Origin of the sequence: Peterkaempfera podocarpi (genome assembly GCF_042466665.1) — a bacterium.
Classification (GTDB): Bacteria; Actinomycetota; Actinomycetes; order Streptomycetales; family Streptomycetaceae; genus Peterkaempfera; species Peterkaempfera podocarpi.
In genome coordinates this window covers 3,382,765-3,402,055 of sequence record NZ_CP162102.1, presented here as the reverse complement: position 1 = coordinate 3,402,055, position 19,291 = coordinate 3,382,765, and the positions used below count along the sequence as shown (strand labels likewise).

20 protein-coding genes are annotated in these 19,291 nt (G+C 71.3%); 11 read left to right on the top strand and 9 right to left on the bottom strand.

Annotated features, from left to right (window positions below):
- Positions 1–172 precede the first annotated feature (172 nt).
- A complete protein-coding gene (locus AB0761_RS14775) occupies positions 173–961 on the bottom strand; it encodes a GntR family transcriptional regulator (RefSeq protein ID WP_377269458.1) in 789 nt (262 codons plus the stop codon).
- A 338-nt stretch (positions 962–1,299) separates the two neighbouring features.
- Between AB0761_RS14775 and AB0761_RS14770 the strand changes: the two genes are divergently transcribed.
- From AB0761_RS14770 to AB0761_RS14750, 5 genes are all read left to right on the top strand, one after another.
- Positions 1,300–2,607, top strand: coding sequence for an extracellular solute-binding protein (locus AB0761_RS14770; protein ID WP_377269457.1), 1,308 nt, complete (start codon positions 1,300–1,302; stop codon positions 2,605–2,607).
- A 99-nt stretch (positions 2,608–2,706) separates the two neighbouring features.
- On the top strand, positions 2,707–3,723 hold the full coding sequence (locus AB0761_RS14765; RefSeq protein WP_377269456.1) for a carbohydrate ABC transporter permease: 1,017 nt from the start codon (positions 2,707–2,709) through the stop codon (positions 3,721–3,723).
- Positions 3,720–4,550 carry a carbohydrate ABC transporter permease gene (locus AB0761_RS14760; RefSeq protein WP_377269455.1) on the top strand — a complete coding sequence of 277 codons (831 nt, stop codon included), beginning with the start codon at positions 3,720–3,722 and terminating at the stop codon, positions 4,548–4,550. Before AB0761_RS14765 ends, AB0761_RS14760 begins: the two co-directional genes overlap by 4 nt.
- 15 nt (positions 4,551–4,565) lie before the next feature.
- Entirely contained in the window at positions 4,566–6,116 is a 1,551-nt protein-coding gene (locus tag AB0761_RS14755) for a glycoside hydrolase family 3 protein (RefSeq protein ID WP_377274101.1), read from the top strand.
- Between the two features lie 26 nt (positions 6,117–6,142).
- Positions 6,143–7,204, top strand: coding sequence for an SIS domain-containing protein (locus AB0761_RS14750; protein ID WP_377269454.1), 1,062 nt, complete (start codon positions 6,143–6,145; stop codon positions 7,202–7,204).
- Between the two features lie 61 nt (positions 7,205–7,265).
- On the opposite strand, the gene AB0761_RS14745 is transcribed toward AB0761_RS14750, so the two are convergent.
- On the bottom strand, positions 7,266–8,312 hold the full coding sequence (locus tag AB0761_RS14745) for a YeiH family protein (RefSeq protein WP_377274100.1): 1,047 nt from the start codon (positions 8,310–8,312) through the stop codon (positions 7,266–7,268).
- 71 nt (positions 8,313–8,383) lie between these two features.
- Here AB0761_RS14745 and AB0761_RS14740 point away from each other — a divergent pair, with 71 nt between their 5' ends.
- Positions 8,384–9,331, top strand: coding sequence for a LysR family transcriptional regulator (locus tag AB0761_RS14740; RefSeq protein ID WP_377269453.1), 948 nt, complete (start codon positions 8,384–8,386; stop codon positions 9,329–9,331).
- Positions 9,332–9,404: 73 nt separating this feature from the next.
- Positions 9,405–9,848, top strand: coding sequence for a type II toxin-antitoxin system PemK/MazF family toxin (locus AB0761_RS14735; RefSeq protein WP_377274098.1), 444 nt, complete (start codon positions 9,405–9,407; stop codon positions 9,846–9,848).
- A gap of 22 nt (positions 9,849–9,870) precedes the next feature.
- On the opposite strand, the gene AB0761_RS14730 is transcribed toward AB0761_RS14735, so the two are convergent.
- The 3 genes from AB0761_RS14730 to AB0761_RS14720 form a co-directional block, all read right to left on the bottom strand.
- Positions 9,871–10,308: a hypothetical protein gene (locus tag AB0761_RS14730; protein WP_377269452.1), complete on the bottom strand. Its 438-nt coding sequence runs from the start codon at positions 10,306–10,308 to the stop codon at positions 9,871–9,873.
- 22 nt (positions 10,309–10,330) lie between these two features.
- Positions 10,331–10,759 carry a hypothetical protein gene (locus AB0761_RS14725; RefSeq protein WP_377269451.1) on the bottom strand — a complete coding sequence of 143 codons (429 nt, stop codon included), beginning with the start codon at positions 10,757–10,759 and terminating at the stop codon, positions 10,331–10,333.
- 88 nt (positions 10,760–10,847) lie between these two features.
- On the bottom strand, positions 10,848–11,330 hold the full coding sequence (locus tag AB0761_RS14720; protein ID WP_377269450.1) for an ATP-binding protein: 483 nt from the start codon (positions 11,328–11,330) through the stop codon (positions 10,848–10,850).
- 183 nt (positions 11,331–11,513) lie between these two features.
- Here AB0761_RS14720 and AB0761_RS14715 point away from each other — a divergent pair, with 183 nt between their 5' ends.
- Positions 11,514–11,750: a DUF397 domain-containing protein gene (locus AB0761_RS14715; protein WP_377269449.1), complete on the top strand. Its 237-nt coding sequence runs from the start codon at positions 11,514–11,516 to the stop codon at positions 11,748–11,750.
- Positions 11,751–11,818: 68 nt separating this feature from the next.
- A complete protein-coding gene (locus AB0761_RS14710; protein ID WP_377269448.1) occupies positions 11,819–12,727 on the top strand; it encodes a helix-turn-helix domain-containing protein in 909 nt (302 codons plus the stop codon).
- A gap of 78 nt (positions 12,728–12,805) precedes the next feature.
- On the opposite strand, the gene AB0761_RS14705 is transcribed toward AB0761_RS14710, so the two are convergent.
- Positions 12,806–13,624, bottom strand: a complete 819-nt coding sequence (locus AB0761_RS14705; RefSeq protein WP_377269447.1) for an SAM-dependent methyltransferase — start codon at positions 13,622–13,624, stop codon at positions 12,806–12,808.
- A 413-nt stretch (positions 13,625–14,037) separates the two neighbouring features.
- Here AB0761_RS14705 and AB0761_RS14700 point away from each other — a divergent pair, with 413 nt between their 5' ends.
- The gene (locus AB0761_RS14700) at positions 14,038–15,555 is read left to right on the top strand and encodes a sensor histidine kinase (protein ID WP_377269446.1); all 1,518 of its coding nucleotides are present in this window, start codon (positions 14,038–14,040) and stop codon (positions 15,553–15,555) included.
- A 552-nt stretch (positions 15,556–16,107) separates the two neighbouring features.
- Here the strand turns inward: AB0761_RS14700 and AB0761_RS14695 are convergent.
- Positions 16,108–16,359 carry a WhiB family transcriptional regulator gene (locus AB0761_RS14695; protein WP_055587342.1) on the bottom strand — a complete coding sequence of 84 codons (252 nt, stop codon included), beginning with the start codon at positions 16,357–16,359 and terminating at the stop codon, positions 16,108–16,110.
- Between the two features lie 337 nt (positions 16,360–16,696).
- A complete protein-coding gene (locus AB0761_RS14690; protein WP_377269445.1) occupies positions 16,697–17,644 on the bottom strand; it encodes a diacylglycerol/lipid kinase family protein in 948 nt (315 codons plus the stop codon).
- A 91-nt stretch (positions 17,645–17,735) separates the two neighbouring features.
- Here AB0761_RS14690 and AB0761_RS14685 point away from each other — a divergent pair, with 91 nt between their 5' ends.
- Positions 17,736–18,158, top strand: coding sequence for a hypothetical protein (locus AB0761_RS14685; RefSeq protein WP_377269444.1), 423 nt, complete (start codon positions 17,736–17,738; stop codon positions 18,156–18,158).
- A gap of 58 nt (positions 18,159–18,216) precedes the next feature.
- On the opposite strand, the gene AB0761_RS14680 is transcribed toward AB0761_RS14685, so the two are convergent.
- A complete protein-coding gene (locus tag AB0761_RS14680; RefSeq protein WP_377269443.1) occupies positions 18,217–19,185 on the bottom strand; it encodes a SigB/SigF/SigG family RNA polymerase sigma factor in 969 nt (322 codons plus the stop codon).
- Positions 19,186–19,291: the final 106 nt, after the last annotated feature.

The following is a 19,291-nucleotide window of genomic DNA, read 5'->3' as shown; positions in this document are numbered from 1 at the left end:
GCAGCACGAGGGGGTCGCCCCCGTGCCCGCCGAGCAGCACCGCTGGTGATCGGCAGGTCTGACGGCGGGAATCTAGGACATCCGAATGTCTCTGTCACCGGTTCACACAGGGAATCCCACGTGATGGTCGGATAAAGCGGCACAGAAGCGGCGCAAGTGGCGCGCCCCCGCGCTATGCGGGCCGCTTCAGCCGTGCCACGAACTTGTAGCGGTCGCCCCGGTAGAGGGAGCGGACCCACTCCACCGGCTCGCCCTGGGCGTCGTAGGAGTGCCGGGAGAGCAGCAGCATCGGCAGGCCGATGTCGGAGCCCAGCAGTCCGGCCTCCCGCGGGGTGGCCAGCGAGGTCTCGATGGTCTCCTCGGCCTCGGCCACGGTGATGCCGTAGACCTCGCGCAGTGCGGCGTACAGGGAGTTGTACTTCACCAGATTGCGGCGCAGGGCGGGGAAGCGCTTGGCGGACAGATGGGCGGACTCGATGGCCATGGGGTCGCCGTTGGCCAGCCGCAGCCGCTCGATGCGCAGCACCCGGCCGCCGGCCTTGATGTCCAGCAGGGCTGCGAGCCGGTCGTCCGCGGTGACATAGCCGACGTCCAGCAGCCGGGAGGTGGGCTCCAGGCCCTGGGCGCGCATGTCCTCGGTGTAGGAGGTGAGTTGCAGGGCCTGGGCGACCTTGGGCTTGGCGACAAAGGTGCCCTTGCCCTGGATGCGCTCCAGGCGTCCCTCGACCACCAGCTCCTGCAAGGCCTGGCGGACGGTGGTGCGGGAGGTGTCGAACTCGGCCGCCAGGGTGCGCTCCGGGGGGACCGGTGTGCCTGCGGGGAGGGTGTCGGTCATCTCCAGCAGGTGCTTCTTCAGGCGGTAGTACTTGGGCACCCGGGTGGCGGGGCGGTCCGTGCTGCCCGCGTCCTGCGGGGCCGGTCCCGCAGCCGTGGGCTGTTCGGTCCGCTCTTCGGTGGTCATGCCTGCCGTCACCTTCTGGCCTGATACTGCCGTCACCGGTTCATCCGCGTGCTGTCAGGGCTCATGGTGGCATGGTCTTGCGGGGCCGGGTCGGCAACGTCGGACGTCTGTCGGCTCGGGGCGGGCCGCTGGGCACAATTCGGTCCCTGCTGGTGTCGGCTTGATAACGGCTGGTGCTCTTTGTGGCCGAGGCGTTGACACTGTCATTGGTCTAGGCCAAGCTCCAGGCTATTGGTCTAAACCAATCACAAACCCCGAACCAAGTGCGGGCTCCCTCGCCTTCCTCGAAGGCTGTCGCCGGCCGTGGCGGGGGAACCTCGGGCATCCAGGAGGATGGCGTGAAGCGTCAGCTCATCGCGGCGGTCGGCGTCGCGGCCATGGTCGTCGGCGTTGCGGCATGCGGCTCGGACGGTGGCAAGTCCGCCGGCTCCGACAAGTCCAGCACGTCCAGCAGCAAGGCTTCCGACTACAGCGGCAAGACCCTGACGGTCTGGTTCATGAGCGGGTCCAACCCTCCCGGCTGGACCAAGGACGTGACCGCCGCGTTCGAGAAGCAGTACCCGGGCGCCAAGCTCAAGATCGAGGTCCAGCAGTGGGACGGCATCGGTCAGAAGGTGACCACCGCCCTCTCCGAGGACACCCCGCCGGACGTCCTGGAGCTCGGCAACACCCAGACCGCGGGCTACGCCGCCACCGGTGGCCTGATGGACATCACCGCCGACAAGTCCTCCCTCGGTGGTGACCACTGGGCGGACAACCTCAACAAGAGCTCCGTCTTCGACGGCAAGCAGTACGCCGCCCCCTGGTACTTCACCAACCGCGTGGTGATCTACAACAAGCAGCTCTGGGCGAAGGCCGGGCTCACGGGCGCTCCCAAGACGCTGGACGAGTTCTACGGCGACCTGGACAAGCTCAAGAAGACCAGCGGCGTCAGCCAGCCCCTCTACCTGCCGGGCCAGGAGTGGTACACCTACTTCGGCCTGGTGGCCGGTGAGGGCGGCTCGGTCGCGCAGATGTCCGGCGACAAGTGGGCCGGCTCGCTGGAGTCCGCCCCCGCCAAGGCCGGCTTCGAGACCTACCAGAAGCTCCAGAGCTACAGCACCGCCCCCAAGGACAAGGACGAGGCGACCCCGCAGCAGTCCGATGTCTTCGCCAAGGGCGACGTCGGCACCATGATCGGCCTCGGCTGGGAGGCGGGCGGCGCCATCGCCAAGAACGCCAAGCTCAAGGACCAGGTCGGCTACTTCCCGCTGCCCGGCAAGACCGCCGACAAGCCGTCCGGCGTCTTCCTCGGCGGTTCCAACCTGGCCATCTCGGCGAACAGCAAGAACCCCGACCTTGCCAAGGGCTTCCTCACGCTGGCGCTGTCCGACCAGTGGGAGGGCGCCATGGTCAAGGAGGCCGGTATGACGCCGAACAACCCGCTGCTGAACAGCCAGGTCTCGGGCAACGAGTTCGCGCAGGCCGCGATCGCCGCGTCGGTCTCCGGTGCCACCACCCCCTCCATCCCCGAGTGGGCCGCGGTGGAGAACACCCCGAACCCGATCAAGGACTTCATGACTGCGGTCCTGCAGGGCCAGAACTACGACACCGCCGCCAAGAAGTACGACGGCGAGATCAACCAGCGGCTCTCCCAGAAGCAGTGACAAACCGCGGCTCCGTCCGCCGGTCCACTTCCCCGTGGACCGGCGGGCGGCGTCGCCACGTCGGCAGCGCGACGCAGGGCAGAGAGAAGAGAGAACCACATGGCTGTGGAAGCGGAGCGGGTGAAGGCACGCTCCTCCGACAGGCAGCGGACTGCCGCCTCCCGGACCTCGGGGCCGGCCGGCCGAAGCAGCGGGCAGCGCAGACGCAGGCCCGCCGACCGCGCCACTCTGCTGAGCAGAAGCGCGCCCTATCTGCTGCTGCTGCCGGCGACGCTGATCACTCTGGTGCTGCTCGGCTACCCGCTGCTGAAGAACCTGCTGCTGTCGTTCCAGAACCTCAACATGCGGCAGCTCATCCAGCACCTCACCGAGTGGAACGGTGTCCAGAACTACCAGGACCTGCTCTCCAGCAGTGAGTTCTGGCACACGGCGGTGCGGTCGCTCTTCTTCACCCTGGCCAACGTCGCCCTGATCATGGTCGGCGGCACCCTGGTCGGCCTGCTGCTCAACCGGCTCGGCAAGAAGATGCGGCTGCTGCTCTCGACCGGTCTGATGCTCGCCTGGGCGATGCCGATCGTCGCCTCCACCACCGTCTTCACCTGGCTCTTCGACTCCCAGTTCGGCGTCGTGGACTGGATTCTGGCCCAGCTGGGCTGGCACGGCATGGCCCAGTACAACTGGATGAGCACCCAGCTCTCGGCGTTCTCGGTCATCACCCTGCTGATCGTCTGGGGCTCGGTCCCCTTTGTGGCCTTCAACATGTACGCCGGCCTCACCACCATCTCCAAGGAGCTCTTCGAGGCTGCCCGGATGGACGGCGCCGGGGCGTGGCGGACCTTCACCCAGCTGACCTTCCCGATCCTGCGGCCGTTCTTCCTGAGCACGACGTTCCTCGAGGTCATCTGGGTCTTCAAGTGCTTCACCCAGGTGATCGCCATCAACGGCGGCGGCCCCGAGCGCTCCACCGAGACCCTCCCGGTCTATGCCTTCGTCGAGGGCGTCGGCAACCAGCACTACGGCATGGGCGCCGCCATCTCGGTGCTCACCATCCTGATCCTGCTGGTCCTGATGACCTACTACTTCCGGATCATCGTCAAGCAGGAGGACGAGCTGTGAGGCGGTCCCTGGCAGGACGCACCTGGCCCAACGCAGTGGCTGTCGTCCTCTTTGCGTTCTTCGCGTTCCCCGTCTACTGGATGGTGGCGACGTCCTTCAAGCAGGACAACGACATCATCAGCAGGACCCCGGTCTTCCTGCCCCTCCACGGAACCGTCGCCCACTTCACCAAGGCCCTGGACGCCGACGGGTTCTGGACCCTGGTGCGCAACAGCTTCACCGTGACCATCAGCGCGGTCCTCGCCTCACTGTTCATCGCCCTGCTGGCGTCCTTCGCCATCGCCAGGATGAAGTTCAAGGGCCGCAAGGCCTTTGTGGTCGTGGTGATGCTGGCCCAGATGGCGCCCTGGGAGGTCATGGTGATCGCCATCTACATGATCGTCCGGGATGCCGACCTGCTGAACAGGCTGGTCCCGCTGACGCTCTTCTACATGATGATGGTGCTGCCCTTCACCATCTGGACGCTGCGCGGCTTCATCGCCGCCGTCCCCCGCGAGCTGGAGGAGTCGGCGATGGTCGACGGGTGCACCCGCGTCCAGGCCTTCGTCAGGGTGATCTTCCCGCTGCTGGCCCCCGGGCTGATGGCCACCTCGCTCTTCGGCTTCATCACCGCCTGGAACGAGTTCCCGTTGATCCTCGTCCTCAACAAGGAGGCCGAGGCGCAGACCCTCCCGCTGTGGCTGACGCAGTTCCAGACCAACTTCGGCAGCGACTGGGGGGCCACCATGGCCGCCTCCAGCCTCTTCGCCGTGCCGGTCATGATCGTCTTCTTCTTCCTGCAGCGCAAGGCGGTCGGCGGCCTGACCTCCGGCGCCGTGAAGGGCTGACATCCCGTGAGCATCCTGATTCCGGCCGCGCAGGACGCGGGGCCGCTCCATCGTGACGCCCTGACCGTCCTCCAGCCCGGCTTCGTCGGCACCGCACCGCCCGACTGGCTGCGCCGCCATCTCGCGGCCGGCCTGGGCTCGGTGGCGCTCTTCGCCCGCAATGTCACCGACCAGCAGCAGCTGGTGGAGCTCACCGCCGCGCTGCGCGAGGAGAACCCCGACATCCTGGTCGCCATCGACGAGGAGGGCGGGGACGTCACCCGGCTGGAGGCCGGCTCCGGCTCCTCCTGGCCCGGCAACCTGGCTCTCGGCTCCGTCGACGACCCGGCCCTCACCCGGGACGTCGCCCGGGAGCTGGGCCGGGCCCTGGCCGCCTGCGGGGTCAACTACAACTGGGCGCCCTCCGCCGACGTCAACTCCAACCCCGGCAACCCGGTCATCGGGGTGCGCTCCTTCGGCGCGGACCCCGAGCTGTGCGCGCGGCACACCGCCGCCTGGGTCACCGGACTGCAGTCGGCCGGGGTCGCCGCCTGCGCCAAGCACTTCCCCGGCCACGGCGACACCGCCGTCGACTCCCACCTGGGCCTGCCCGTGGTGGACGCCGACGTCGACCTGCTGCACAGCCGCGACCTGGTGCCCTTCAAGGCAGCCATCCAGGCCGGCGCCAAGGCCGTGATGACCGCCCACATCGTCGTCCCCGCGCTGGACACCGACCGCCCCGCCACGCTCAGCCGGGCCGTGCTGCACGACCTGCTGCGGGCCCGCCCCGAGGACGGCGGACTCGGCTACGACGGTCTGATCGTCACCGACGGCATCGAGATGGGCGCCATCGCCGACACATACGGAACGGCCGAGGGGACCGTTCTGGCCCTCGCCGCCGGCGCGGACGCGATCTGCGTCGGCGGCGGACTGGCCGACGAGGAGACGGTGCTGCACCTGCAGAGCGCCATCGTGGCGGCGGTCCACGCCGGCCGCCTCCCCGAGCAGCGGCTGGCCGAGGCCGCCGACCGGGTCCGCCGGCTGGGCGGCTGGGCGAGCGCCGCCGCCGCCGAGCGCCCCGACTCCGCCGAGCCCGACCTCGCCATCGGACTGCGCGCCGCCCGCCGTGCGCTGCGGGTCGTCCGCGCCCCCGGGCAGTCCTGGGCACCGGTCACCGAGCGTCCCTATGTGGCCTCCTTCTCGCCCGTCGCCAATATCGCGGTGGGCGCGGAGACCCCGTGGGGGGTCGCGGGGATGCTGGCCGCACGCTTCCCCGGCACCCGCGCCGAGAGCTTCGGCCCGGACGACGCCACCCCCGAGCTGCTGCCCTCCCTGGTGGGCGCCGTGCTGGCGGCCGCGCAGGACCGTAGGATCGTCCTCGTAGTGCGCGATGTGCACCGGCACGCCTGGATGGCTGCCGCACTGGAGGGCCTGCTTGCCGCCCGCCCCGACGCGATCGTCGTCGAGATGGGCGTCCCCCAGGCACCCCCGGTCGGGGCACTGCACATCGCCACCCATGGTGCGGCCCGGGTGTGCGGACTGGCCGCCGTAGAGGTCCTCACCGGGCAGCCGCCCGCGCTGGGGTAGAACCGCCCTTTCGGGAGGCCCGCCAGATGACCGACACGCACGCCTTCGCCCCCCAGCCTGGACGGATCATGGCGGGGGAGATGGCCGAGCAGCCGGCCGTCCTGCAGCGGATCCTCGACAAGGGCGCCCCTCGCATCCGCGAGATCGCCGCAGCGATCTCGGCCCGCAGCCCCCGCTTTGTGCTGCTCACCGCACGCGGCACATCCGACAATGCGGCGCTGTACGCCAAGTACCTGGTCGAGGTCCTGCTGGGCAAGCCGGCCGGTCTGACCTCCATGTCCACCACCACGGCCTACGGCGCCCGGCAGGACCTCACGGACTGCCTGGTGATCACGGTCAGCCAGTCGGGCGGATCGCCCGACCTGGTGGCCTCCACCCGCGCCGCCCGGGAGGCGGGCGCCATCACCCTGGCCGTCACCAACAACCCGGCCTCGCCGCTGGCCGAGGTCTCCGAGTACCACATCGATGTGCTGGCAGGTCCGGAGAAGGCGCTCCCGGCGACCAAGACCTACACCGCCGAACTGCTGGCCCTCTACCTCCTGGTGGAAGGCCTGCGCGGCGGCGACGGCGCCGCCGCCAAGGACCTGCCGGAGCTGGCCGCCTCGGTGCTGGCCCGCCACGACGAGGTACGCAAGCTGGCCGAGCGCTACCGCTTCGCCCAGCGGCTGGTGCTCACCTCCCGCGGCTACGGCTATCCGACCGCCCGGGAGGCGGCGCTGAAGCTGATGGAGACCACCTACATCCCGGCCACCCCGTTCTCCGGCGCGGACCTGCTGCACGGTCCGCTGGCCATGGTGGACAACGTCTCCCCGGTGATCGCCATCGTCCCCGACGGCCGGGGCGGCGAGGCGCTCCAGCCGGTGCTGGACCGGCTGCGCGGCCGGGGCGCCGACCTGGTGGTGATCGGCCCCCAGGACCAGGTCGACGCGGCCTCGGCCGGGTTCGCCCTGCCCGCCGGCGTACCGGAGGAGGTACAGCCGATCCTGGAGATCCTGCCGCTCCAGCAGCTCGCCTATGAGGTCACCATCGCCCGCGGCCAGGACCCCGACGCCCCCCGCGCCCTGGCCAAGGTCACCGAGACCCACTGATCCCGGCCGTACGGCCCCCAGGGGAACCAAGGATGCCCCCGGAGGCTGCCCCGGGCCCCGGCTAGGCGGTCAGCCGGACCCCGGCATAGGCCACCGCAGCGATCAGCAGCCAGGACGCCAGCCCGGTGAGCAGGGCCCGGCCGCCCGTACGGACCAGCCGGCGCACATCCACCGCACTGCCCAGCCCGAAGAGCGCCGCCGCGAGCAGCCACTCGTCCAGCCGGGCCGCGGAGTCGAGCCATCCGGCCGGCACCACCCCGGTGCTGCGCACCGCTGCCATGGCCAGGAAGCCCACCACGAAGAGCGGGACCACGGCGGGCCGCCGCCCGGGTCCTGCCGCGGTGCGGCGGCGGGAGACGGCGATCCCCGCGACGATCGGGGCCAGCAGCGCCACCCGCATCAGCTTGACCACCACCGCCTGGGCGAGTGCGGCCGGCCCTGCGGTCTGGCCCACCGCCACCACCTGGCCCACGTCATGGACGCTCGCACCGGCCCAGCGGCCGAACTGCACCTCGCTCAGACCCAACGGGTGGTGGAGCAGCGGCAGCACCCCCATGGCCAGGCTGCCGCACAGGGTGACCAGCGCGACCGCGGTCACCGTGTCCTCCTCCTCGCTGCGGGTCACCCCGCTGACGGCCGCCACCGCCGAGGCGCCGCAGATGGCGAAGCCGGCGGCGATCAGCAGCGGTTGGTCCCCGGGCAGCCCCAGCAGGCGTCCGAGCCGGCGGGTGCCCAAGAACGTGGCCGCCACCACCGCCACCACCACGGCGAGGGTCTGCCATCCCAGGGAGAGCACATCGCCCAGCGCCAGCTTCAGGCCCAGCAGCACCACGCCGGCGCGCATCAGCCGCTTGCCCGCGAAGTCCAGCCCCGGCCGGGTCGCGGCCGGCAGCAGCCGCAGATTGGCCGCGGCCACCCCCAGCGCCACCGCCGCGGTCAGCACGGGCACCGAGGGCAGCAGCCGGTTCACCGCCACCGCGGCGCCGACCGCGGTCGCGGCGGCCGCCAGGCCGCCCACCAGGCGCTCCGGGCCCGTGGAGGGGCCGAGCGGGCGCATCCGCAGGCTGAGGGCGTCCGGGGTGCGCGGGCGCGGCGGCGTGAGGGTCATACCCATGACCTTCCGCTCAGCGGCCGGCTCCCGGTAGCGGGTGATCGCCTGGGAGGTCATAGGGTTGTCCTATGGCCATCGACGAACCCGCTGATGCCGGCCCCGCACGGCCGCTCGGCCGGCTGCCCGACCTGGGGGCGCTGCAACTGCTGGTGCTGGTCGCCGAGACCGGCAGTCTGGGCCGGGCCGCGGCCCGGCTCCGGATCAGCCAGCCCACCGCCAGCGAGCGGATGCGCACCCTGGAGCGACGGCTCGGCCTGCAGCTCGTGGTCCGCACCACCACCGGATCGCAGCTCACCACCGCGGGCCGGATGGTCACCGACTGGTCCCGCAGACTGCTGGAGCAGGCCGACGCCATGGTCGAGGGGATCGAGGCGCTCCGCACCCAGCAGCAGGGCAGCCTCAAGGTTGCGGCCAGCCTCACCCTGGCCGAGCAGCTGCTGCCCGGGTGGCTGGCCGCCCTCCGCGAGGGCCGGCCGGGCGTCCATGTCGCGCTACGGGTCGCCAACAGCGACCAGGTCGTGCAGGCGCTGCGCAACGGGGAGGCGGACCTGGGCTTCATCGAGGGCCCCTGGAGCCCGCCCGACCTCACCGCTGCCCCCGTCGGCCGGGACCGCCTGGTCATCGTCACCGCCCCGGGTCACCCCTGGGCGCGCCGCAGGACCCCGGTGACCGGCGAGGAGCTGGCCGCCACCCCGCTGCTGCTGCGGGAGTCGGGCTCAGGCACCCGGGAGACCCTGGAGCGGGCCCTGCGCCCCTGGCACGGGCCCCAGGTCCCGGTGCTGGAGCTGGGCTCCACCGCCCCGCTGCGGGCAGCGGCGCTCTCGGGTGTGGCTCCGGCCGTCCTCTCGGAGCTGGCGGTCCGCCAGGACCTGGTGGACGGCCGACTGATGGAGGTGGCCCATGACCCGGAGCTGGCCCTCGCGCGTACGCTGCGGGCCGTCTGGCCCACCGGCACCCGGCTCTCGGAGCCGGCCATGGAGCTGCTGCGGGCCGCGGGCCGGGCCACCGCCGACTGAGTCCTGTGCGGTCCGCTGCCCGCTGGGCATGGGCATCGGCGGCCCTCATCGGTAGCCTGTGCGAGTGACCCAGTTGATCAATGACGAGTCAGATGTCCCGGGCCGCTTCGGCTCCTCCGCCACGGTGGAGGTCGAACCGGTGGAGGTCGGCCCCGTGCGGACCGCCTACGCCCCCGACCACGACGGCGACCCCGATCCGGGTGAGATCGTGTGGACCTGGGTGCCGTACGAGGAGCGGGACGGCCGCGGCAAGGACCGCCCGGTGCTGGTGGTCGCCCGGGAGGAGGGCGGCACCCTGCTGGCGGTGATGCTCTCCAGCAAGGGGCACGACGGGGACCGCGACTGGGTGCCCATCGGCTCCGGTCCCTGGGACCGCTCGGGGCGCGACTCCTGGGTCGCCCTGGACCGGGTGATGCGGGTGCACCCCGACGGTATGCGCCGTGAGGCCTGCGCACTGGACCGCGCCCGCTTCAACCTCGTGGTGGACAACCTGCGGCTGCGCTACCGCTGGCGCTGAGCCGGGGCCGGGGGCGGCGGCGTCAGGGGGCGAGGTCCACGACCCCCAGTGAGGCGAAGAACTCCTCGTCCAGCGGCCGCTCCCAGGACGCCACGGCGACGTGGAAGCCGCCCCGCCACAGGAAGCGGGCCTCGTTCAGCCGGGAGTCGGCCCATCTTCGCCGGATCCCCTCCACCGCGACCCCCTCCACCTCGGCGGCGAAGGCCTCGGTGCCGAGCACCCGCGCCTGGGTCGAGCGACGGCCCGACCCCAGCAGGTTGCTGAGCACCGGGGCGTGCTGGCTGCGCTCGGTGCACTGCCCGAAGACCAGGGTGGGGGGAGTGCGGCGGTCGTCGCCGGCCACATAGGAGTGGATCAGCGAGTGGGTGAGGCTGCCGGTGCCGCCGCGCATGGTCGCCCCCCGGCAGCCGTCCCATTCCGGGAGCCCGAGGACGGGGAAGGTCTCGTGTGCGGTCGTCATGGCGTGCCTCCTGAAGGGCGGTTCACTTGCCGTAGAGGCGCCGGCAGAGGGTCAGCAGCTCGCGGGGGAGCTGACCGGTCCGGGCACCCAGGGTGCACATGATGCCTGCCCGGATGCCGTGTGCGGGAGTGGCTGGAAGCCGTCGGTTGGCCTGATGCCGATGGTGGAGGCGAGAGCGCCGGACTTCGGGGGCCGCGCTTCTGCGAGCGGGTGCGACATGGCTGTGCTCGGGGGTGGTGCGGGCCGGCCCGGCGCTGTGCGGGAGGCGGAGCGGCCGCCGGTGCGGCGCCGGGGTGTCGCTGACCGCTGCTGTGCGGGGGAGCGGCGCGGGCGGCGCTTCCGCCCAGTCGCTGCTGCCGTCGGGCGGGGCCGCGGGCGGCGCCTGGGTGATGCAGACGACGGCGGCCAGCACCACCGGCAGCAGCAGGGCGGCGAGGGCGGGACGGCTCATGTCCGCACCGTCGCACGGAGCGCGGGCCGGGCGCGGCAGCCCGGCCGTGTGCCGACCCGGCGGTCACTCGCAGGGAGGGCGGGGGGCCTCAGCCGCAGGCGGCGGACACGGTGGCCCAGACGGCCTTGCCCGCGCGGTTGGGCGGGGTCCAGCCCCAGGAGGCGCTGAGCGAGTCGATCAAGTGGAGGCCGCGCCCCGACTCGGCGAAGGCGTCGGCCTCCCGCACCACGGGGATGTCGCTGCTGGGGTCGGAGACGGCGCAGAGCACGGTGCCGCCGCGCCGCAGCAGGCCCAGCCCCACCAGATTGGGGGTGCCGGGCAGGTCGCGGGCGCCGGTCAGGCCGTGCCGGATGGCATTGCTCAGCATCTCGGAGACGATCAGCTCGACATTGTCGACCAGGTCGCCCATGTCCCAGCCCTGCAGCGTGGTGCGGGTGAAGTGGCGGGCCACACCGGCCGCCTGGAGGTCGCCGCTGAGTGCACAGGTGGCGAAGGTGCCGGGTGCTGCACGGTCGGTTCCGGTGGCGTTGTGCGCGGGGGTGGCCGGTCGAATCGCCGTATCCGCTGTCATCACGATCTCCGTGGGCCCTCTCGGGCATATCGGGGCGCGAACGGTGCCTGCTCGCACCACTATCCCCGCCGAGGCACTGTTGCTGCAAGCACATCTGCAATTACAGTCGTAAGCGCATCGGTAAGAACACCTGCAAGTGCAAATGCACGTGCACGCGCACATGAGGATGAAGGAGCAGGCGATATGGAGCAGATTCCCAATGGCGTCCGCGCCACCCGCATTCAGGGTGTGACCTGGAGGAAGAGCCGCCGGAGCAACCCCAATGGCAACTGCGTGGAGCTTGCGGAGCTCCCCGGCGGCGGTGCGGCGATCCGCAACTCGCGCGACCCCGAGGGACCCGCTCTCATCTACACCCCGGAGGAGATCGCCGCGTTCATCGGCGGGGTGAAGGACGGGGACTTCGACGGGCTGGCAGGCTAGGGCGCTGTACTGGGACGGGCCGCAGTGGGAGACTGTGTGCCTGTGCGCAGTCACTCAGGGGAGTCGGAATGACCGCCATGCGGCCTGGTAGCGAGCCGTCCATAAGGCACTACCTCGAGCATCCTCGGGGTGGGCCGACGGTGCTGCGGATCGTGCTGGGCACTCAGCTGCGCCGACTGCGCGAATCGCGCGGCATCAGCCGGGAGGCCGCCGGCGACGCGATCCGTGGCTCACACGCGAAGATCAGCCGCCTGGAGCTCGGGCGGGTGGGCTTCAAGGAGCGCGACGTCTCCGACCTGCTCACCCTGTACGGCGTCGTCGACGACGAGCAGCGGGCGGACTTTCTCGCGCTGGCCCGGCAGGCCAACGCGCCCGGCTGGTGGAACCAGTACGGCGACGTCCTGCCGGGCTGGTTCGAGACCCACATCGGCCTGGAGGAGGCGGCCTCGGTCATCCGTACCTATGAGGCCCAGTTCGTCCCGGGCCTGCTGCAGACCGAGGAGTACGCCCGCGCGGTCGTCCGGCTCGGCCACCCCAGGTCCTCCCCGCGCGACATCGAGCGCCGGGTCGATCTGCGGATGGAGCGCCAGAAGCTGCTGCAGGGGCAGGTCGGGCCCCGGCTGTGGGCGGTGATGGACGAGGCCTCGCTGCGGCGGCCGCTGGGTGACGCCAAGATGATGCGGGCCCAGTTCGAGCGGCTGCTGGAGGCCGCCCAGCTGCCCAATGTCACCCTTCAGGTGGCGACGTTCGCCATCGGCGGCCTGGCGGCGGCCGGCGGGCCGATCACCATCCTGCGCTTCCAGGAGCCGGACCTGCCGGACATCGTCTACCTGGAGCAGCTGACCAGCGCGCTCTACCTGGACAAGCAGGACGACGTCGACAACTACCTGGCCGTGCTGGACCGCCTCTGCGCGGAGGCACTGTCGCCCCGGCAGACCCTGGTCTTCCTGAAGGAGCTCATCGAGCAGACGGGCTGAGCCGGCCCGCCCGCCCCCGAGCCCGCCCGCCCCCGAGCCCGCCCGCCCCCGAGCCCGCCCGCCCCCGAGCCCGCGCGGTCAGAGCTTGCGGGCCAGTCCGCCGAACTCGATCCACTCCTGGGTGGCCTGCTTGGGCCCCAGGTCGGAGTCGGGCCGCCAGGTGGAGACCTCCACCAGGCCCGGCTCCAGGATCTCCAGGCCGTCGAAGAACCGCTCGACCTCATGGGCCTGGCGCACCCGGCCCCAGTTGCCGTGGGTGGACTCGTCCATGAAGCGGGTGACGAAGTCGCGGGTGGCCTTGTCCTCGCTGACCAGCTGGCAGACGACCAGGTAGCTGCCGGGGACCAGCCGCTCGGCGACCCTGCGCACCAGCGCGGCGGGGTCGTCGGCGTCCGGGATGCAGTGCATCACCGAGACGAAGAGCGCGGCCACCGGCTGGTCGAAGTCGATCAGCCGCTTCACCTCGGGGTGGCTGAGGATGGCGTCGGTCTCGCGCATGTCCGCCTGGATCACGGCGGTGCCGTCGTTCTCCTCCAGCAGGGCGCGCCCGTGGGCCAGCACGATCGGGTCGTTGTCGATGTAGACCACACGTGAGGCCGGATCGACCCGCTGGGCGACCTGGTGCACATTGTCCTGGGTGGGCAGGCCTGATCCGTGGTCGATGAACTGCCGGATGCCGTACTCCTCGGCGAGCAGGCGCACCACCCGCTGCAGGAACCGGCGGTTGTTCAGCGCCAGCTCCTTGGTGCTCGGCACCACCTTGAGCAGTTCGTCGGAGGCCTCACGGTCGACCGCGTAGTTGTCCTTGCCGCCCAGGTAGTAGTCGTACATCCGGGCCACGCTCGGGACGGCGACGTCGATCCCGACGGGCAGCGGCTCGCGGTCCAGGCCCACCATGTCACTCCCTGCGGTCGCTTCGGTACGTGAAGTTCCGCAATCCTAGGAGCAGGGGGGGTGCGGGGGAGGGCCGATGCTCCGATCTCCCCGACTTGTACACAACATGTCGGCCGCCCTGACGCACTTCGGGCCACGGCGCCGGCGCGGGACCCTCAGCCCGTCCGGCACCGCAGCCCGTCGGTGTCGCCGGCCGCCGCGGCGCCGGGGGAGGGCTGTGCGGAGCCCGTCCCGGTTGCGGTCGGCCGGAGGAGCCGCGCGCGGTCAGGGCAGATAGCGCGGTGGGGCTCCTCTTTCTGTGCACCATGGTGGACTAGACCACTTGAGGATGTCCAGAGAGTCTCCGGAATTGGTCTGGACAACTTCTGGGAGGCTCCGGTGAGCCGCCCCGCCCGTCCTGCGGTTACGCTCGCAGCGTGCCCTCGCTCAACGAACTGGTCCGCCAGCACACCACCCTCTCCAGCGCCGACGTGGAGTGGCTCCATCTGCTGGTGTCGGAGTGGCAGCTGCTCTCCGACCTCTCCTTCGCCGATCTGGTGCTGTGGATCCCCACGCACGACGGCACCCGCTATGTCTCGGTCGCCCAGATGCGCCCCAACACCGGGCCCACCTCCCACCAGGACGACATGGTCGGCCATCTGGTGCCCCGCGGTCGCCGGCCGCTGCTGGACGCGGCCTACGACGAGGGCCGCATCGTGCGCGAGGGCGATCCCGAGTGGCGCGAGGAGGTGCCGGTGCGGGTGGAGTCCATACCGGTACGGCGCGAGGGGCGCGTCCTGGGCGTGATCGCCCGCAATACCAACCTGCTCACGGTGCGCACGCCCAGCCGGCTGGAGCTCACCTATCTGCAGAGCGCCTCCGACCTCGCCCAGATGATCGCGGCCGGTTCCTTCCCCTTCCCGGGTGAGCAGGTCGACATGGATGCCGCGCCCCGGGCCGGCGACGGCCTGATCCGGCTGGACGCGGACGGCATCGTCACCTACGCCAGCCCCAACGCCCTCTCCGCCTACCACCGCCTCGGCCTCACCTCCGACATGGTCGGCTGCCACCTCGGCCGCACCACCGCGGAACTGGTGCCGCCGTCCCGCGGGCCGGTGGACGAGGCCCTGGTGAAGCTGGCCAGCGGCTGGGCCCCCAGGCAGACCGAGGTGGAGGCGCACGGGGGTGTGGTGCAGCTGAGGGCCATCCCGCTGAAGCCCAAGGGCGTCCATGTGGGCTCCCTGGTGCTGCTCCGCGATGTCACCGAACTGCGGCGGCGCGAGCGGGAGTTGATGACCAAGGACGCCACCATCCGGGAGATCCACCACCGGGTGAAGAACAACCTCCAGACGGTGGCCGCCCTGCTGCGGCTCCAGTCGCGGCGGATGGATTCCGCCCCGGCACGGCTGGCCCTGGACGAGGCCGTGCGACGGGTCGGCTCGATCGCCATCGTCCATGAGACGCTCTCGCAGACCCTGGACGAGCAGGTGGCGTTCGACGAGATCGCCGACCGGGTGCTGGCGATGGTGATGGAGCTCTCCCAGGACGGCAGGGTGGCCACCAAGCGCAGCGGATCCTTCGGCATCCTCTCGGCCGAGGTGGCGACGCCGCTGGCGATGGTCCTCACCGAGCTGCTGCAGAACGCGCTGGAGCACGCCTTCGGTACCAAGGACTCCGGGACCCTGGAGGTGGGCGCGCTGCGAGGCCGGGCGCCGGCCACCAGACCGGGCCGGTCGGAGACCCGGGGCGGCGGCGGCAGGATCGAGGAGTTCCTGCTGATCACGGTCTCCGACAACGGCCGGGGCATGCCGGAGGGCTTCGACCCGCAGAGCGGCGGCAATCTCGGGCTGCAGATCGTCCGCACCCTGGCGACGGGTGAGCTGGGCGGCACCTTCGACATGGTCGCCCTCCCCGAGGGCGGAACCAAGGTGGTGCTGGAGATCCCCGTGGGGTGAGGAGTGGATCTGAGGGACCGCCATATCGGTCCCTCCCGGGACCGGGTGGCTGTCGCACGGCCTGAGTTCGCAACCCCCGAGGTGTGCCGGATCCACACCGGCGAGCGGGGGGCGTCCAAAGCTCCGGGCGGCAGGGCGAGCGAACCCGAGGGTGCGCGCCCGCCGAGAGCGACCAGCGGCCTGGGCCCCGCCCGGCCGTCGGGCCGGGGGAGTGTCGGCGGGTGCGACCGGCGCCTCGGAGGTGAGCCGGGCCTCTCCAGAAAAAGGGTGAGGCCCTGCCGACCGGGGGGGGTGGGTCGGCAGGGCCTCTCGTCCTGCTCCGGCCGTCGGGGGGAGTCGGCCGGAACAGGGGTTCCTGGTCCGCGGCGTTGCCGCGGGGGGTGCGGGCTGGGCCCGCCGGCACTCCGCGCTGCGGCTGCCGTTCGTCAACGACGGTACCAAATGTCGTGACCGAACGACGCCTGGGGGTGCGGTGTGGGGGGAAAAGCATCGGCCCGACTGGGGGCCGAGCCCTTGATCAAGGGTTGATCACGTCCCGCCTCGGCGGGTCTCTCAGGCAGTGCGGGCGCGGTTGCGGGCGGCGCGGCGCTTCATTGCGCGACGCTCGTCCTCGCTCAGGCCGCCCCACACGCCGGCGTCCTGACCGGTCTCCAGGGCCCACTGCAGACACTGCTCCATGACCGGGCACCGACGGCACACGGCCTTGGCCTCCTCGATCTGCAGCAGCGCCGGACCGGTGTTCCCGATCGGGAAGAACAGCTCGGGGTCTTCTTCCCGGCAGACAGCGCGGTGGCGCCAGTCCATGGTGGTCCAACTCCTCCTGTCAGCAGACTGTGGCCTGCCGACACCTGTGGTGGCTTGTGAATGTGAACGCTTTCACGAATCCCGGGACGGCCAAAGGGGTCGACAGACACGTCGGCCCGTGAGGCTGTACTTGGAGCAAGGGATTCGGGCGACTCAGGCGGTGTCCCGTTGCGGTCCGTCCCGATCGCCAAGAAGAGGTTCGCAAACCTCAGCGTCGGATACAACCCCCTTCGAGGAGGAATTTTTGATTCTTTGGTGTCGCCTCCATCACACCCTGTACTTCGATGGAGTGAAGGCGGGTTGTACGTTCGACTGCAAGGCCGAACGGCCCTGCTGGTCACACAATCACACGCAGTGCCCGTCGTACGCCTGTGAAACTCACGTCAGTCCGGTCTCCAAGGTGGTCCCCGTCCACCTGAAACGGGACCGGTTCCTGCGAAACCAAGGTGAAGTGCCGCAGATCGTGGTACGACACCACATGCCTGCCCTTGGGGCCCGAGCCGGCGCCGTCCAGCAGCCCCCGCACCGTGCGGGCCGTGCTCGCCACGGTCATCCGGGTCAGTGCGAAAAGGTCCAGGTCGGTGTCGAACGACGCCTTGGGGGAGGGGTAGACCGGGCGGTTGCCGAGGAAGGTCCACGGCGAGGTGTTCGAAACTATGGAGAACACCAGACCCTCCACCGGGTCCTGCCCGGGGATCCGGATGGCTATCGGACCGGCCTTGCGCCGTTCACGCTCGGTCACATAGTGGCGAAGCGCCTCCTGAACGTAGAGCGCATGGGTCGAGCGCTGCCCCGCCATCCGGCGCTGCTCCACCCGGCCCACCACACCGGCGTCGAAGCCCAGGCCGGCGCAGAAGGTGAACCAGCGGTCGGGCAGCCCCTCGGTCATGGCCTTGCCCAGCCCGATCACCCGCTCCCGGCGGTGCTCCAGCGCGTTCAGCAGCGCACCGGTGGCCTCCACCGCGTCATTGGGCAGCCCCAGGGTGCGGGCGAAGACATTGGTGCTGCCGCCCGGCACCACGGCGAGCCGCGGTACCCGCTCTGAGGGGCCCTGTGCCAGCAGGCCGTTGACCACCTCGTTGACGGTGCCGTCCCCGCCGAGGGAGACGACCAGGTCCACGGTGCCGTCGACGGCGGCCTGGCGGGCCAGGTCCCTGGCGTGCCCGCGGTACTCGGTGGTGGCGACCTCGAGCTTGAGGTCGCTGGCGAGTGCATGGGTCAGCACGTCCCTGGTCCGCTCACTGGTGGTGGTCGCCTTCGGATTGACGACCAGGAGCGCACGCATGCCCTTCAGAGTACCTACCCATTGGTATGGGCCATGGCGCGGTCCGGTATGCGGCCACCGATGCCGCCCATACGGCGGCTACCCTGCTGGGGTGACCGTCGACAGTCCCCGTGCAGAGACACCTTCCGCCGCCGTGCCCCGGCCCGTTCCCCTGGTGGCGGGGGCGCTGATCGCCTTCGTCCAGGGCGCGGCCCTTGCCGGGTGGGGCGTGTACGACGTGGTGGCGGGCTTCACCGGCGCTCCGCACAATCGCGGGCTGGCCGAGTTCGGCGGGGTGGTGATCCTGCTGATGGGAGTGCTGCCGCTGCTGGCGGGCCGCGGTCTGCTGCGCCGCAACCGCTGGGGCCGCAGCCCCGCGCTGCTCACCGACTCCATCTGCCTGCCGGTCGCCTGGAACATGTGGCAGAGCGGCGGTGTGATGGCCGTCCTGGCGGTGCTGGTCGCCCTGCTCGGCCTGGCCGGGATCGTCGCGCTGCTGCACCCCGCGGTCACCGAGGCGCTGGAGCGCCGCTGACGCGGACAGCGAAGGGCCGCCCCCGGCCGGTGGTGCTCCGGGGGCGGCCCTTGGTGTGTCACTCCTCGACCAGCAGCTTCTCGCGCAGCTGCGCGAGGGTGCGGGCGAGCAGCCGGGAGACGTGCATCTGGGAGATGCCCACCTCGGCGGCGATCTGAGACTGCGTCATATTGCGGAAGAACCGCAGCACCAGGATCTTCTGCTCGCGCGGCGGCAGCTGCGCCAGCAGCGGCTTGAGCGACTCCCGGTACTCCACGCCCTCCAGCGCGTCGTCCTCGGCGCCCAGGGTGTCGGCGACGGCCGGCGACTCGTCGTCGGTGTCCGGGACGTCCAGCGAGAGGGTGCTGTACGCGTTGGCGGACTCCAGGCCCTCCAGCACGTCCTCCTCCGAGATGCCCAGGTGCTCGGCCAGCTCGTGGACGGTCGGGGACCGGCCGTGCCGCTGGGAGAGCTCACCGGTCGCGGTGGTCAGCGAGAGCCGGAGCTCCTGCAGCCGCCGCGGCACCCGGACCGCCCAGCCCTTGTCGCGGAAGTGCCGCTTGATCTCACCCACGATCGTCGGGGTGGCATAGGTGGAGAACTCCACCCCGCGCTCGTGGTCGAAGCGGTCCACCGACTTGATCAGGCCGATGGTGGCGACCTGGGTGAGGTCGTCCAGCGGCTCACCGCGGTTGCGGAACCGGCGGGCCAGATGCTCCACCAGCGGGATGTGCATCCGTACCAGCTGGTTGCGCAGCTCCACCCGCTCCGGGGAGCCCTCGGGCAGCGACGACAGCCGCACAAAGAGTGCCTTGGCGGCGGCCCGGTCGGGGGCGTGCGGGGTGGGGGCGTGCGCCTCGGTCTCCTCCGGCGTCGGGCCGGCGGCCGGCTCGGGCGTCGGTGCGGACTCGGGCGGCTGGCTCATGCGGGGGGCGTCCTTCGGGTACGCGTCGTCATGGTCGTTGCCCGTCGTCCCCGGCTGGGCGGGCACGGTGGGGGCGCGGTCGACACCGGGCCCCGCACCGCCTGTGCGGTCCAGATCACTCACGGCGATCCCCCGTTCCGTTCCGGGAGCACCGGCGCCGCAGACGCGGCTCCGGGGTCAACAGTTGGTTGTACCGCTGCGCCGTCCCGCAGGGGCCGGGACACGCGGT

Excerpts from the sequence above, each read along its gene's own strand:
- AB0761_RS14740 (WP_377269453.1), top strand. The coding sequence starts at position 8,384 with ATGGCCATCGACGAACCCGCTGATGCCGGCCCCGCACGGCCGCTCGGC.
- AB0761_RS14775 (WP_377269458.1), bottom strand. The coding sequence starts at position 961 with ATGACCACCGAAGAGCGGACCGAACAGCCCACGGCTGCGGGACCGGCC.
- AB0761_RS14705 (WP_377269447.1), bottom strand. The coding sequence starts at position 13,624 with ATGGTGGGCCTGGACCGCGAGCCGCTGCCCGTCGGGATCGACGTCGCC.
- AB0761_RS14695 (WP_055587342.1), bottom strand. The coding sequence starts at position 16,359 with ATGGACTGGCGCCACCGCGCTGTCTGCCGGGAAGAAGACCCCGAGCTG.
- AB0761_RS14715 (WP_377269449.1), top strand. The coding sequence starts at position 11,514 with ATGGAGCAGATTCCCAATGGCGTCCGCGCCACCCGCATTCAGGGTGTG.
- AB0761_RS14720 (WP_377269450.1), bottom strand. The coding sequence starts at position 11,330 with ATGACAGCGGATACGGCGATTCGACCGGCCACCCCCGCGCACAACGCC.
- AB0761_RS14730 (WP_377269452.1), bottom strand. The coding sequence starts at position 10,308 with ATGACGACCGCACACGAGACCTTCCCCGTCCTCGGGCTCCCGGAATGG.
- AB0761_RS14710 (WP_377269448.1), top strand. The coding sequence starts at position 11,819 with ATGACCGCCATGCGGCCTGGTAGCGAGCCGTCCATAAGGCACTACCTC.
- AB0761_RS14690 (WP_377269445.1), bottom strand. The coding sequence starts at position 17,644 with ATGCGTGCGCTCCTGGTCGTCAATCCGAAGGCGACCACCACCAGTGAG.
- AB0761_RS14725 (WP_377269451.1), bottom strand. The coding sequence starts at position 10,759 with ATGAGCCGTCCCGCCCTCGCCGCCCTGCTGCTGCCGGTGGTGCTGGCC.
- AB0761_RS14750 (WP_377269454.1), top strand. The coding sequence starts at position 6,143 with ATGACCGACACGCACGCCTTCGCCCCCCAGCCTGGACGGATCATGGCG.
- AB0761_RS14765 (WP_377269456.1), top strand. The coding sequence starts at position 2,707 with ATGGCTGTGGAAGCGGAGCGGGTGAAGGCACGCTCCTCCGACAGGCAG.
- AB0761_RS14745 (WP_377274100.1), bottom strand. The coding sequence starts at position 8,312 with ATGACCCTCACGCCGCCGCGCCCGCGCACCCCGGACGCCCTCAGCCTG.